The organism is Cytobacillus firmus DS1, from assembly GCF_000565285.1.
GTDB classification, from domain to species: Bacteria; Bacillota; Bacilli; order Bacillales; family Cytobacillaceae; genus Cytobacillus; species Cytobacillus firmus_A.
Genome location: NZ_APVL01000032.1, coordinates 1 through 12,088, shown reverse-complemented (window position 1 = coordinate 12,088; position 12,088 = coordinate 1). Strand labels below are relative to the sequence as shown.

Sequence of the window (12,088 nt, the reverse complement as noted above, 5' to 3'; positions counted from 1 at the left end):
CTGCTATTTTACGGGGATTTTGCTATTCAAAAAACATCCGTCCTTACATACGAATGCTTCTTCTATACTCTTAATGCAGCTTCTCTTTTACAGATTTCCGGAACTCGCTGTTTGTCATAAATTCAAGCTGAAAACTGTTCATATTATTTGAGAGCTTCTTGAATTCGAGATTGCTCAGATCATTTGCCAGGAATGCCATTTCAATACGATTGCCCTCTTTATCGGTTGCATACATGCTGATAGTAAAAACAAAGGCTGTTGAGCCGCCCTTTTGCCCTGCATGCTGAAGCCACTCCCGGTTACTCGGATTTTTCATCAGCTGTTCCATCACTGGATCAAAATAGGAATGGACTTCCTTGGAAAAATAACTTTTACTGTTTAACAGCTTCATAAGCTCTGCATAATCACCAGCAGCAGCACGCGGAAGCCTGTCAGACCATACCTTTTGAAATTCCGTATCCAGAACCTTCACAACTTCTTGCTTATCCTTTTCTTGCGGCGGGCTGGTTTCCCATTTTTGATGAATGTTTATAGCTCTCTTTCGATACTCTTCAAGACTCATGATCTTCAATTCATTAAGTGCTTCCTCTTTTGTGAATCCCTTATCCTCCATCAGCTCCATCGGGATAAACAGGGCACTGACAATCGGGTACATCTCTTCATGACTGGAAAGCTGCAGAACATCAGAGAGCTTATTCACATTTTCAATCCCCAGAACTTTTATCAGGTAATCGGTATTGGCATTTGAACTGTAAGCGATCATCCCATTTGCCACTTCGCTTAAAGGCACATTTTCCGCATCATCTGCAAGGCTTTTAACCCAAGCCTCATGGGCCCCGCCATCTGTTTTAGGAACATAGTACTTTTCCAGTGTCTTTAGATCGACTTTTTGCTGCGGGTCTATCTTTCCATCTGCTGCCTGGCGCGCATATTCAATTGCCACTATGATTTTAACCGTGCTTGCCAAAGGAAGCGGCACGTCCTTATTGATGCTGACCCAGTCCTCATCGTTATAGCGAATAACCATAGCCATATTTTCTGTTTCCCTGTGTTCTTGCACATAATCAATAATTGATTCAGGGTCCCCGATACTCTTACTCTTGAGATACAGGAACCCTGCTAAAACTGCTGCTGTCAAAATCAGAATGACTCCAGTAATGACCCAAACCATCTTCAAAAAGGAAACCTCCTGATTATCTTTTATTTATTACATACGAAAGCTAATCCCAGAGGTTTCATTGATATGGAAAAAACTATTTAATTTTCACTTCATCTGTCCAGCTCTTATACGAACCGTCCTGGGCATGGCCATCGCCAAGCAGCTGGTCCATCTCCCCGGAGGCAGTATCAATGTCCATAGTGAGCCGCAAAACAGCACAATCATCCGGATCATACTGCCGGTCAGCTAATGTAATGAAAAGAGTGCTAAAGTGCACTCTTTTGCTGTATTTTTCTATTCAATCAAACGTTTGATTGAAATTTCCGGGTTATCCGCTGGCCTATTTTAAATGTTTTGACAGTCCGAAAAACTTAAAGCATAGCCTCATAAAAAAAATGCAAACTAAGAACGCAAATGCATTATTCGTGAAAAGGGGGTGCAAACATGGCAAAGAATCAAAAAAACAAATCAAACCATAAAAACAATGCTCTGCCAAAGGATACAGAATTTGCTGACGACAGAGAAAATGGACTCGAAAGAATCGCTTTAAAGGCCCAGAGGGACAACACAAAATAATATAAAAGGGACAGTCTGCCTGTCCCTTATCTACCTCCTGGAATTACGGCCAAAGTGAACATGATATACTTTTTGTGCTTTCACTTCTGATTCTATATTGTTTATAAAACGTTCCTTAACCTTCTCAATCAGCAGCCGCTCCAGCTTTTCAAGCCTTTTCGGCCCGAATCCGGTCATTTTTCCGGTAAGCTGCACCTTGTACTGCCCACTTTGCTTATACTTTCGAATGGTTCCATGTCCCTTCCTTTTTGTTTTTCCTATTGTAAATTCAAATTCATATTTCTGTTCGATGAAGGAAGATACCTCAGGAAGCCCCAGGTTCTCATATAATGACGGAAATTGATGATGGACAGGAGGATCGGTGAACCTTATGGAATCAATGTTCATGTTTCTCTCCCCTCACAAATTTGGATTAATAACATTATTATATCCAGTAAACACAGCAGCCAAAGTGCTGAAAATGAAAAAACGCCTGCCATTAGCAGCCGTTTTTCCACATGATATAGATGTGTATCGACAATTAGTTCTCTTCAGAACCCTCATCATTCATATCCATATCATTTTCATCCATGTTCTCTTCATCCTGTGGAGATTCTTCATTCATGCCGGGTTCCTCCATATCAGACTCCTCTGATGTGCCGGGATCCTGCATTTCACTATCTTCATTATTGTTTTCTTCCATTTGATTATCTTCCAATTCCACATCTTCCGTTTCCGGCGGCGGCTCCTGTTCATCTGTTCCGCACCCTGTCAACAATAATCCTGCACCCAATGGGACTGAAAGTAAAAGCTTCTTATAATTCATGTGCTGTCATCTCCTTTGGCAGTATTATGTTTCTATTATGACCTTACCCTTTATTAAATCGGATAAACTGTTCCTGCGATTAAATCCCGCAGATCTGCAAATACTATCCCTGCCACAATTACTGGAGGTTGATTGATGAAAGTACTTATCTCCCTTATATTATTCAGCTTCCTGGGAATGCCTCTGGGTGAAAACGAACAATGGGATCAGCAAGGCCTCTCAGAGGATTATCATGGCCATATTGAACATCGCTCAGAAGGGCCATACAAGAAAGTGCAGTTGCTGGGAATCAATGATTTCCATGGCCAGCTGAATGTGACCAGGCAGATTAACGGCAGACCAGCAGGACGTGCGGATTATCTCGCAGCGTATTTACGCCAGCGTGCCGCAGAAAATGAAAATACCCTCCTGCTTCATACTGGAGACATTATAGGAGCCAGTCCTCCAGTATCCGCCCTCCTGAAGGATGAACCAACCATTGAATTCCTGAATAAGATGGGATTTGACATTGGCACCATAGGCAATCATGAATTCGACCGGGGGCTGGAAGAACTGCTTCGGTTGCTAAATGGCGGAAGCCCTTCAGCTGCAAAGAGTTACCCTGGTTCCCGCTTTCCATGGATTGCATCCAATGTTATCAGCCAATCGTCAGGCAAGTCCATCCTTCCCCCCTATAAGGTTTTAAATGTCAGCGGGGTCCCAATAGGGTTTATCGGTGTAATCATGAAACAAACACCAAGCTTATCCGCACCAAATAGTGTGAAGGGTCTTACCTTCACTGATGAAGCGGAAGCAATCAATACGTATACCCGGGAACTTAAAAAGCAGGGAGTAAGAGCCATTGTAGTACTGGCCCATGTTCCCGGCAAATCAAAACCAAATGGAGAACTGGCCACAGGACAGCTAATAGAATTGGCCCATCAAGTGGATGAAGAAGTAGATATTATGTTCGGTGGCCACAGTCATGCTTATCTGAACAGCGTGGTGGATGGGAAGCTCCTGGTGCAGGCCTATTCATACGGCACTGCCTTTTCTGATGTGGATATCGAAATAGATCCTGAGACAAAAGATATTATCCGCAAGCACGCTGAAATTGTGAATGTTTTTCAAGAGAATATCCAGCCCGCCAGTGACATAACCAGGATGATCAATCACTATGAAAGAAAAGTACAACCTGCTGTGAACAGGTATATTGGCACTGCTGCCATCCCCATCACAGCTGAACGAAACAGAAGCGGTGAATCCGCTCTGGGCAATCTTATTGCTGATTCCGAGCGGGCAGCGATGAACACAGATTTCGCTTTCATCAATCCAGGAGGCATCCGGGCAGACATTGACGCAGGCCCTGTTACATGGGGTAACTTATATGTCGTCCTTCCATTCAGCAATCAATTGGTTAAAATAAACCTGACAGGAAGCCAGATCCGTGAAATTCTCAATCAGCAATGGCAGCCTGATACTACCCGAATCCTTCAGATCTCGGGCTTCACTTACAGCTGGGATGACCGACAGCCTGCCGGCAGTAAAATACAAGAAATCTATTTGCCCAACGGAAAAAAGCTTGATCCGGATAAAATCTATTCAGTCACTGTAAATACCTATCTTGCAGATGGCGGAGACAATTTTACTGTTTTTGGAAATGGGGTAAATAAAGTAACTGGACCAATGGATATTGATGCGCTGGAGAAATATATCAAGCAACTCCCGCAGCCGTTTAGTTCGGCAATTGATGGACGCATAAAGAGAATAGACTAAAAAGGACAGCCCCGGCGACTGTCCTTTTTTCTTGTCTATTTGATACTAATAACAGAATCTGACTCATATCATTCCAGTAGGATTAAACAGAAAGGAATAGGATAATGAAAAAATATATTTATTTTCTCATGCTGTTCGGTATCTTTTTTCCATTTTTTCATAAGGCATCCATTGTTTATGAAAACTGGAGATTGTGCACCACTGCTTCTAAATTAATCGGGATCCGGCTCTATGGACTGGATTCGATGAGAAACCTCCTTATATCAGCATTGGCGGCCCTCGTTGCTTTCTATTTCACGCAGCTATTTATTAGATGGGACAGCAAATATAAAAGCTAGTATAACCGCTATTCATAAACCGTAAATTGCGGTTTACTCGGATGGTCAATGACAAGAGCATCATTTGGAAATTTTAAGAGTTTCTTATACAAAACAAGATCTCCAAAGCACCCAACAGTCAATATCGCCCCTAATATCGATAATCCAGGCATATTCAATACAATTCCAAGAACAAGAGGCAATATGCCAGTCGGAATGAATGGCAGCATTAAAACCTTTTTCATCTGCTGAACCGTCACTGGCTGTTTGGCATGAGCATAAGCCACACCCAATTTCAAATTAACTCCCCAGGACATTTCCTTCCAGGGAACACCGCCAATATAGCGAAAACCTGCCAAATGGATGGCTTCATGGAAAATAACAATAAAAACCATACCAGCAAAAAACAATAGCATACCTGTGAGGTCAAAATAGATTTCCCCACCGCCATAAGCCACAGCATGTAAACAGAGGACCCCAAATATAAGCACTAATGTTGCAAAGAATAAATAAATCTGCAGCTTCATCATTGAAATAGAAACAACTGTTGCTTTTTTATTTTCCAATTTTCTCACCCCATCAGAATTGGTCAATACCCATACCTACGAATCATGCAACAGCGAAGTTTCATATTTCTCTATTTCGCCATTCAATTCTCCTTCTTTTGCCTCAGCCTCATTTTTTCATAATTTACAGTTTCTGACCAAATGGACCTAAAGTAACTGAAAACACTGTTACCGTCACTGATAGACTTGTATAATCAAGGAAGAAAACTGTGAAAGGACTGTGATAGGGAAAGTGCTGTATATCTGGGATATTGAAAAAATCATTTTACATACATTAAATGAACAGCGTCTCAATATAAATTACGAGTTCAGCAATACACTCGCTTCACCTATGAGCTGCAATGTCACAACGAATACAATCAAATTTAACTACCTGAAGGTGAACGGCTACATAGCCAAAATCAATTTTAAAATAAAAGAGACAGATGAGAACCTGGTTAAATTAATGCTTTATCATGAAATAGGCTATTATCTGGATTTCAAGAAAAACAAACATGACATCAGAACGCTTATGTACGGAGAAGATGATGAGAAAGAACAGCTCATGGCTGAAATAGAAAAGAACTCCTGGGATTATGGGAGAGAGATTGTACCTGAACATCTGGTCAATGCCTATGACCAGTTTAGGGAATTGGATAAGGTGTTCAGCCAATAAAGGAAAATGCGCCTCGTCAGGAGACGCATTTTTCTTTTCAATTTGGCTCAACATGCACATGCACATCATAAACACCGTGATCCTGCATCATCACTTTTTCCACATGTGTCGCAATATCATGGGCTTCCTTGATATCAAGCGTGGAATTAACCAAAATAACCACATCGATCACTTCATTATTGCCGTAGCTTCTTCCTTTAATGTCTTTTATGCCTTTAACCCCGTTTACTTTTTTGATGACATCCTGATATTCATTAATCTTTTCTTCATCAAATCCATCTGAGAGCTCATGGGAAGCTTGTACAAAAATATCCCAAGCCGTTTTACATATTAAAAGTCCGACAATAATGGCTGTTAACGGATCAAGCCATGGCATGTTCAGCTGCGACCCAAATATCCCGATGGCTGTGCCTATACTCACCCAGGCGTCTGAAATATTATCCTTTGCCGCTGCAATTACGGCCTTACTATTAATTTTAATGGCTAATTTTTTGTTGTAGCGGTACACAAAGTACATTGCCGCTCCAGAAAAAACTCCCGTATATGCCGCCACAATATCAGGAGATTCATTAACACCTTCAAACATGGATGAAACAGCATTCAGCAGAACTTGAATACCTACACCAGCCATAATAAAGGAAGCTACCATAGAAGCAATGGTTTCACTCTTCCAATGGCCATACCCATGATTTTTATCAGGCGGACGCTGAGATATCCTGAGCCCAATCAGCACTGCTATTGAAGCAACTATATCAGTTGTATTATTCAATCCATCCGCTTTCAAAGCCGCAGAATCACTCATATATCCAATGGTTAACTTTAATACTGAAAGACATATGTAAGCTGCGATGCTAATAAACGCAGCTCGTTCACCCAACTTAAGGTTTCGATATTTTTCTTCTTCCATGCCCTAGCCTCCTGTATTACCCTTGCTTATATTACCAAGCGGCATTCGGGTGGGTCTAGAGCAATCTTTTTGACTATTATTAACTAAATAAGCAAAGTGCAATTAAGTTGTACCAATGAAAATTCAAGCCAGCCCGTAAAAGGCTGGCTTGATTTGTATCATCTTAATGTGGGAAACAGAATATGAACAGCCTTCCAATCAAATCTAAGCCCTCTTAAGACTCGCCTCAAACATATCGATAATTCTAAGAATCTCTCTGCTTCTCTAAATGTATGGTCAGCCAGAAGAGGGTGAATATTGCTTTTGATCCGGCATGCTTCTATTAATTCTCTGGCTGTTTTCTTAAAATCCCTTAATGAAGAAACTGAAACTTTATTCTGGTTTAAGAATTAACTCTGAATCGGTTTTGTTTCTGATTGAGGCTGCATCGATCCAGGTCCACAGCCTGGAATAGCAATTGATCGAAATCATGGCTGAACTCATTTGCCTGTTCAACCAGCTTTCTTTCTACTCATATTTTGAAAAATCCATAAAATAGCTATAAATCAAGTAAACAACCATTGCAAACGCGGTTGAGATGAAACCCCAGCCGAGCGTAATCTGCTCAATAACCAAATAGTTATTGCAAAGCTGCACAGGAGACCAGATATATAGCCATCCCAGAGCTAGAAAAAGAATAGTAAAAAAAATAATGAGAGCATGCTTCCAAAATGAACTTAGCTTTGGCCAGCTGTCCCGCAATGGCACCCCTGCCAAAAATGGCAGTGAGATAAATTTAAAGACTTCTACACTTGTAAGCGTCAAAGCTTCATCCATCGTCCTTGGCAGAGACCAATATACCATAATGATTGAAAACAGCAATAGACCCGGCACTCCGTTTTCATTCCATTTTGAGAAAAACCCCGGAAAGCGATTCTGAAAGAACTTAGCCATGAATAATCCAGAGATCACCAGCAGGGGCATTTGCATATGCATATGGGTAATCATAATGGACTCCAGCAGATTAGCTGCAGGCGGGAGTATCAATGCAAGGAGCAGAAGCAATCCGTAAACTGGTGACTTCATCATTCTTCCCTCCCGCTTAGCAGAATCTCGGTTACTCGATCAGCCGCTTCTTCAGTCAGGGTGTAGTCCATGACTTCGATTAACTGTCCTTTTGGATTCACCAGATAAAAAGCCGAATTATGGGCAAAGTTGCCGTATTCATCCGGTATGACAATGACACCAAACCGGTCCAGCAAAGACTTAAGTTCCTGCTTATCTGGAATTCTGGCCATTCTCCACGTTTCTCCGTCACTGCCGAAAGCTTTACGGTAAGTGTCCAATGTTTTCGGATCATCCCTCTCCGGATCAAAGCTGATGCTCAAGAACTGAATATCATGGCCAATATAATCTTCCGGAATCTGTTTATATACTTCAGACATATTAACCTCCAACTCGGGGCAAACAGTACCACATGAAGTATATAAAAACGTAATAAAAACATACTTCCCTTCAAATTCGGAGAAAGAGTAGGTCCTTCCATTATTATCTTCAAGCGTTACGTCCGGGAACTGAGGCTTTTCATCCATTAACTGATTAACCCTGGCTGATTCAGCAGTAAAAGCCTGAAACCCATCTGTGCCAATGTAAAAAAGGACTGCACCAAACATCAGTACAAGCAAGCTTGATAAAATCGTTCTATTTTTTGGAAACATGATTCTTCACTTCCTTTTAAAAGAAAGAGACAGCCCAGCAGCCGAGCTATCTCTCTTTCCTTACCAGGTTTTATATGGAGGTGAACCTGGAGGAGCATTGACAATGAAATCAACTAATGGAATGACATATGCCATGCCGACAAGGACAATCATACACACGACCCACAATCCCCAGCGTTCTGTCCATCTAGGTGTTGGCGCTTCATCTTCTTCCACTTCTGCAATAGGGAACTCTGTGTTTCCTTTTGGTGCAAAGAACATGAGGTAGAAAACTGCGTATACCTGCATAAGTACACCAATCATCAGAAGCGTACCACCGATTGCCAGGAAGAACAGATAAGGATCCCAGCTTAAAGCAGTTGCATTATCAAAATATGTTGAATAGGAAGTTCTTCTCGGAGATCCAAGCAGCCCTACCCAGTGCATCGCACCAGACATGATGATCATACCGAGCGTCCATATAATCGTTTGAATAACCCCAAGTTTATTGATCTGCGGAGTCAATACTCTTTTAGATACATAAGGAATGAGCCAATAGCTTAGGCCGAAGAACGTCATAACCACCGACATGCCAAGTGTTAAATGGAAATGGCCAACGATCCACATTGTGTTATGGACTACCTGGTTCAATTGGTTTGTGCTTTGTACAATTCCGCCCGCTCCTGCAGGAATAAAAGCAGCCATTGCGATAAATGGTGCGAGGAATCGAACATCTCCCCAAGGAAGTTTCTTATACCAGCCAACAAGACCTCTTCCGCCTTTCTTTCTCGCTGTGCGCTCAAATACTGCAAACATAGCATAAGCAGTCATTAAAGAAGGAAAACCAATTGCCAGACTCATAAACACGTGCATGTATTTAACTGGCTCTGAAATACCAGGATCAATGATTTGATGGTGGAAACCTCCGGTAATATTCATAATGACGAGTGCAATTACTACAATTCTTGTTAATAGATCATTCCATCTTCGGCCGCCAATAACCTTCGGCACGATTACATACCAGGCAGAGACTGCCGTTAAATACCAGATGTTAACCAGCGTATGCCCGAAAGCCCAGAACAAAGTGCGTGCGACCATAACATTTATTGTCTCCACCCATCCAAAAGCCCACGGGATAATGGTAAAGACTTCAATGGCTACAGGTATGCTTCCGAAGAATAAGAGAACAAAAACGCCGGTTGCAAAGAAAGAAAGAATCGGGATATGCTGGCCGGGATTCTTCTTACGCCAGCTGGCCACATTGATAAAGGAGCCAAAAGCGCACATCCATACACCCAATACGATAAATACTAAGCCGATATAGAAAACGGGTGAAGCTGCCATCGGCGGATAGAAAGTATACATAACTGATGCTTCATTCATTAAAATTGGGATCACCGCTAAGACAAATCCAAAAACCTTCATCCAAAAGCCAATCCATGCCATCTTTCTGACCTTAGGAAGCAGGCCGCCAAGTGTGTGGGATAACCCGGCATAGAAGTACCCAATTGTAAAGAACGCCGACAGTACAACTACCAGCAGAAGGCCATGAGCTGTAAGGACCTGATAATAATTCAGCCATGCCGGCAATTCAAGCATTCCAGCCCGGTTCAGGCCTTGCAGCAATCCAAGTATTCCGCCCAGAAGGATGGCTAAGAAGGCAACAGATAAATATGATTTCGTTAATTTTGCATCCTCGAGGCTAATCCCCATAACTTTATTTGCTTTATCCTTAAAAACTTGTGTTTTTCCTGATTGCTTAATAACTGTTTCCACTGTCTATCCCCCCTTTATTTCACTGTAATGGTCGTGCTCATCATTTGATGGCCCGCACCGCAGTACTCATTGCAAAGAACCAAATATTCGCCTGGCTTATCAAACTTCTGGGTGATTTTTTGTACATAACCAGGCACAACCATTGCATTTAAGTTAGTTTCGGCAACCTGAAACCCGTGAACGACATCTTTTGATGTCAGAGTAAAATGAACCGTTGATCCTGCAGGCACTTCAATCTCATTTGGCGTAAAACTGAATACCTGAAGGGTCATAACAACTTCATACTCTTTCTCGCCAATCTTCTTTATGCCAGGATTATCAAATGGGGCTGTTTCATCCACTTTTTGTGGATCGATTCGCTCCCCATAGCTTGGAGGCCCTAACTCTAAAGCAAATGTTTGATATCCCGTGATCAGCATAAATCCAATTATCATTCCAAAGCTTAAAATGAGCCATATCTTTTCCGAACGATGCATCATCTTTTATCCCCCCTATAATCTGGCCATATATAGGCCATACACTATTAAATAAGTAACAAAGATCCCAAGCCCTACAACTGTAACTGAAAAGAACGTACCCTTTAGAGAGTTATGTTCTTTTGAACTGCTCTGGTCCACTTTTCGTGCTTCCACCTTCCATCAGCTCCTTAACTTTGTTACCTACATCATAGTTGAGAAGGGTTTTCATAATAGTGAAGTGAATCACACTTTCTTCATATTTCCTCAAAGGGCAAAAGGGTTGTAATTCTTGCTAAATACCGCAGTATCAAGGGTTTTCTCCACCAAATGGTGATCTGAGAAGCATAACGGTTCACAAATAGTTCACAAAAAGGCAATTTACCCCATTTATAATCATGTAATGCTCATATGGAATCTCCAGCATTAAAAGAATTAAGGAAGTATACAAAAAGATGGTTGGAATTTTATGTTAAAATAATAGTAAAAATTGTAAATTATTGTTTTAACTTAACCGGCAGATTAAAAAAATAAAAATTGGGGGGACTATTTTGGATGTTTTTGTAATTTTAGCTTTTTCATTAGCAGCTGGTGCGTTCTCTTTTGCATTCTTTTCAGATGATAAAGTGAAGAAACTTGAGAAGAGAGTGAAAGACTTAGAAGATAAAATAAATGAAAATTAGGATGGCTTTACTGAACTCAAAAAGTTTCACATAAATAAAAAAAACTAATCCCTATTGGAATTAGTTTGATAATGGTATGTATTATGGTGGGCCTAAATGGACTCGAACCATCGACCTCACGCTTATCAGGCGTGCGCTCTAACCAGCTGAGCTATAGGCCCATATGTGTTGGAGCGGGTGAAGGGAATCGAACCCTCATCATCAGCTTGGAAGGCTGAGGTTTTACCACTAAACTACACCCGCATTTAAATTAATTTTTTTGTTTGGAGGCAACACCCGGATTTGAACCGGGGATGGAGGTTTTGCAGACCTCTGCCTTACCACTTGGCTATGCTGCCTTAAAAATGGCTGGGCTAGCAGGATTCGAACCTGCGAGTGACGGAGTCAAAGTCCGGTGCCTTACCGCTTGGCTATAGCCCAATAAAATGCAGTTAAAAAGAATAATGGGGCGATTGATGGGAATCGAACCCACGAGTGTCGGAGCCACAATCCGATGCGTTAACCACTTCGCCACAACCGCCACTATCCTACTGGCAGGGGTAGCAGGAATCGAACCCACATCAAAGGTTTTGGAGACCTTCGTTTTACCATTAAACTATACCCCTATATAAATGGTGGAGGGGGGCAGATTCGAACTGCCGAACCCGAAGGAGCGGATTTACAGTCCGCCGCGTTTAGCCACTTCGCTACCCCTCCAAGTCTGTAAAGACTAAGAAAATGGTGGCTCAGGACGGAATCGAACCGCCGACACAAGGATT

General features: G+C 41.8%; 16 protein-coding genes, 7 tRNA genes and 1 pseudogene. 5 read left to right on the top strand and 19 right to left on the bottom strand.

The genetic code is table 11. The features are described 5' to 3' along the window. Positions 1–70: 70 nt before the first annotated feature. Positions 71–1,171, bottom strand: coding sequence for a serine hydrolase (locus PBF_RS22805; RefSeq protein ID WP_035333101.1), 1,101 nt, complete (start codon positions 1,169–1,171; stop codon positions 71–73). Positions 1,172–1,253: 82 nt separating this feature from the next. Continuing rightward, positions 1,254–1,436 (bottom strand): hypothetical protein, encoded by a 183-nt coding sequence (locus PBF_RS26600; RefSeq protein ID WP_200870084.1) that lies wholly within the window; start codon positions 1,434–1,436, stop codon positions 1,254–1,256. A 167-nt stretch (positions 1,437–1,603) separates the two neighbouring features. Here PBF_RS26600 and PBF_RS27105 point away from each other — a divergent pair, with 167 nt between their 5' ends. Continuing rightward, positions 1,604–1,735: a hypothetical protein gene (locus PBF_RS27105; protein WP_268745135.1), complete on the top strand. Its 132-nt coding sequence runs from the start codon at positions 1,604–1,606 to the stop codon at positions 1,733–1,735. A gap of 30 nt (positions 1,736–1,765) precedes the next feature. On the opposite strand, the gene PBF_RS22800 is transcribed toward PBF_RS27105, so the two are convergent. Both PBF_RS22800 and PBF_RS22795 read right to left on the bottom strand, forming a co-directional pair. Continuing rightward, the gene (locus PBF_RS22800) at positions 1,766–2,122 is read right to left on the bottom strand and encodes a hypothetical protein (RefSeq protein ID WP_035333074.1); all 357 of its coding nucleotides are present in this window, start codon (positions 2,120–2,122) and stop codon (positions 1,766–1,768) included. 133 nt (positions 2,123–2,255) lie between these two features. Next, positions 2,256–2,540, bottom strand: coding sequence for a hypothetical protein (locus PBF_RS22795; protein WP_035333072.1), 285 nt, complete (start codon positions 2,538–2,540; stop codon positions 2,256–2,258). Positions 2,541–2,675: 135 nt separating this feature from the next. Between PBF_RS22795 and PBF_RS22790 the strand changes: the two genes are divergently transcribed. Continuing rightward, positions 2,676–4,295, top strand: a complete 1,620-nt coding sequence (locus tag PBF_RS22790; RefSeq protein ID WP_035333070.1) for a bifunctional metallophosphatase/5'-nucleotidase — start codon at positions 2,676–2,678, stop codon at positions 4,293–4,295. Between the two features lie 104 nt (positions 4,296–4,399). Further along, positions 4,400–4,633 (top strand): hypothetical protein, encoded by a 234-nt coding sequence (locus tag PBF_RS22785; RefSeq protein ID WP_035333068.1) that lies wholly within the window; start codon positions 4,400–4,402, stop codon positions 4,631–4,633. A gap of 8 nt (positions 4,634–4,641) precedes the next feature. Here PBF_RS22785 and PBF_RS22780 read toward each other — a convergent pair whose 3' ends face one another. After that, on the bottom strand, positions 4,642–5,178 hold the full coding sequence (locus PBF_RS22780; RefSeq protein ID WP_035333066.1) for a DUF3267 domain-containing protein: 537 nt from the start codon (positions 5,176–5,178) through the stop codon (positions 4,642–4,644). A 232-nt stretch (positions 5,179–5,410) separates the two neighbouring features. Here PBF_RS22780 and PBF_RS22775 point away from each other — a divergent pair, with 232 nt between their 5' ends. Continuing rightward, the gene (locus tag PBF_RS22775) at positions 5,411–5,833 is read left to right on the top strand and encodes a hypothetical protein (RefSeq protein WP_035333099.1); all 423 of its coding nucleotides are present in this window, start codon (positions 5,411–5,413) and stop codon (positions 5,831–5,833) included. A gap of 37 nt (positions 5,834–5,870) precedes the next feature. Here PBF_RS22775 and PBF_RS22770 read toward each other — a convergent pair whose 3' ends face one another. The 7 genes and pseudogenes from PBF_RS22770 to PBF_RS25980 all read right to left on the bottom strand — a co-directional run bounded on the left by PBF_RS22770 (position 5,871) and on the right by PBF_RS25980 (position 10,824). Further along, positions 5,871–6,740, bottom strand: a complete 870-nt coding sequence (locus PBF_RS22770; protein WP_035333064.1) for a cation diffusion facilitator family transporter — start codon at positions 6,738–6,740, stop codon at positions 5,871–5,873. A 204-nt stretch (positions 6,741–6,944) separates the two neighbouring features. Beyond that, a pseudogene (locus PBF_RS25640) lies at positions 6,945–7,248 on the bottom strand (DUF2935 domain-containing protein); the annotation flags it as partial. Next, positions 7,248–7,808: a hypothetical protein gene (locus PBF_RS22765; protein ID WP_035333062.1), complete on the bottom strand. Its 561-nt coding sequence runs from the start codon at positions 7,806–7,808 to the stop codon at positions 7,248–7,250. The gene PBF_RS22765 and the pseudogene PBF_RS25640, both read right to left, overlap by 1 nt. Then, the gene (locus tag PBF_RS22760) at positions 7,805–8,437 is read right to left on the bottom strand and encodes an SCO family protein (RefSeq protein WP_035333060.1); all 633 of its coding nucleotides are present in this window, start codon (positions 8,435–8,437) and stop codon (positions 7,805–7,807) included. The genes PBF_RS22765 and PBF_RS22760 overlap by 4 nt, the downstream gene beginning before the upstream one ends. A 60-nt stretch (positions 8,438–8,497) precedes the next feature. Continuing rightward, the gene (locus PBF_RS22755) at positions 8,498–10,192 is read right to left on the bottom strand and encodes a cbb3-type cytochrome c oxidase subunit I (protein ID WP_035333058.1); all 1,695 of its coding nucleotides are present in this window, start codon (positions 10,190–10,192) and stop codon (positions 8,498–8,500) included. Positions 10,193–10,206: 14 nt separating this feature from the next. After that, a complete protein-coding gene (locus PBF_RS22750; protein ID WP_035333055.1) occupies positions 10,207–10,671 on the bottom strand; it encodes a cytochrome c oxidase subunit II in 465 nt (154 codons plus the stop codon). A 12-nt stretch (positions 10,672–10,683) separates the two neighbouring features. Continuing rightward, on the bottom strand, positions 10,684–10,824 hold the full coding sequence (locus tag PBF_RS25980) for a cytochrome c oxidase subunit 2A (protein ID WP_152539729.1): 141 nt from the start codon (positions 10,822–10,824) through the stop codon (positions 10,684–10,686). Between the two features lie 374 nt (positions 10,825–11,198). Between PBF_RS25980 and PBF_RS27100 the strand changes: the two genes are divergently transcribed. Beyond that, a complete protein-coding gene (locus PBF_RS27100; RefSeq protein ID WP_268745134.1) occupies positions 11,199–11,330 on the top strand; it encodes a hypothetical protein in 132 nt (43 codons plus the stop codon). An 84-nt stretch (positions 11,331–11,414) separates the two neighbouring features. On the opposite strand, the gene PBF_RS22745 is transcribed toward PBF_RS27100, so the two are convergent. The 7 genes from PBF_RS22745 to PBF_RS22715 all read right to left on the bottom strand — a co-directional run bounded on the left by PBF_RS22745 (position 11,415) and on the right by PBF_RS22715 (position 12,026). Continuing rightward, positions 11,415–11,491, bottom strand: a tRNA-Ile gene (locus PBF_RS22745). An 8-nt stretch (positions 11,492–11,499) separates the two neighbouring features. Further along, a tRNA-Gly gene (locus PBF_RS22740) sits at positions 11,500–11,573 on the bottom strand. A 21-nt stretch (positions 11,574–11,594) separates the two neighbouring features. After that, positions 11,595–11,668: transfer RNA gene (locus PBF_RS22735), tRNA-Cys, on the bottom strand. Positions 11,669–11,675: 7 nt separating this feature from the next. Further along, positions 11,676–11,750, bottom strand: a tRNA-Gln gene (locus tag PBF_RS22730). Between the two features lie 24 nt (positions 11,751–11,774). Next, a tRNA-His gene (locus tag PBF_RS22725) sits at positions 11,775–11,850 on the bottom strand. An 11-nt stretch (positions 11,851–11,861) separates the two neighbouring features. Next, positions 11,862–11,935, bottom strand: a tRNA-Trp gene (locus PBF_RS22720). 7 nt (positions 11,936–11,942) lie between these two features. After that, positions 11,943–12,026: transfer RNA gene (locus PBF_RS22715), tRNA-Tyr, on the bottom strand. Positions 12,027–12,088: the final 62 nt, after the last annotated feature.

Bases quoted from the DNA above. Each gene is read 5' to 3' on its own strand.
- PBF_RS22795 (WP_035333072.1), bottom strand. From the start codon at position 2,540: ATGAATTATAAGAAGCTTTTACTTTCAGTCCCATTGGGTGCAGGATTA.
- PBF_RS22765 (WP_035333062.1), bottom strand. From the start codon at position 7,808: ATGATGAAGTCACCAGTTTACGGATTGCTTCTGCTCCTTGCATTGATA.
- PBF_RS22790 (WP_035333070.1), top strand. From the start codon at position 2,676: ATGAAAGTACTTATCTCCCTTATATTATTCAGCTTCCTGGGAATGCCT.
- PBF_RS22750 (WP_035333055.1), bottom strand. From the start codon at position 10,671: ATGATGCATCGTTCGGAAAAGATATGGCTCATTTTAAGCTTTGGAATG.
- PBF_RS22760 (WP_035333060.1), bottom strand. From the start codon at position 8,437: ATGTTTCCAAAAAATAGAACGATTTTATCAAGCTTGCTTGTACTGATG.
- PBF_RS22800 (WP_035333074.1), bottom strand. From the start codon at position 2,122: ATGAACATTGATTCCATAAGGTTCACCGATCCTCCTGTCCATCATCAA.
- PBF_RS22785 (WP_035333068.1), top strand. From the start codon at position 4,400: ATGAAAAAATATATTTATTTTCTCATGCTGTTCGGTATCTTTTTTCCA.
- PBF_RS22805 (WP_035333101.1), bottom strand. From the start codon at position 1,171: ATGGTTTGGGTCATTACTGGAGTCATTCTGATTTTGACAGCAGCAGTT.
- PBF_RS27105 (WP_268745135.1), top strand. From the start codon at position 1,604: ATGGCAAAGAATCAAAAAAACAAATCAAACCATAAAAACAATGCTCTG.
- PBF_RS22770 (WP_035333064.1), bottom strand. From the start codon at position 6,740: ATGGAAGAAGAAAAATATCGAAACCTTAAGTTGGGTGAACGAGCTGCG.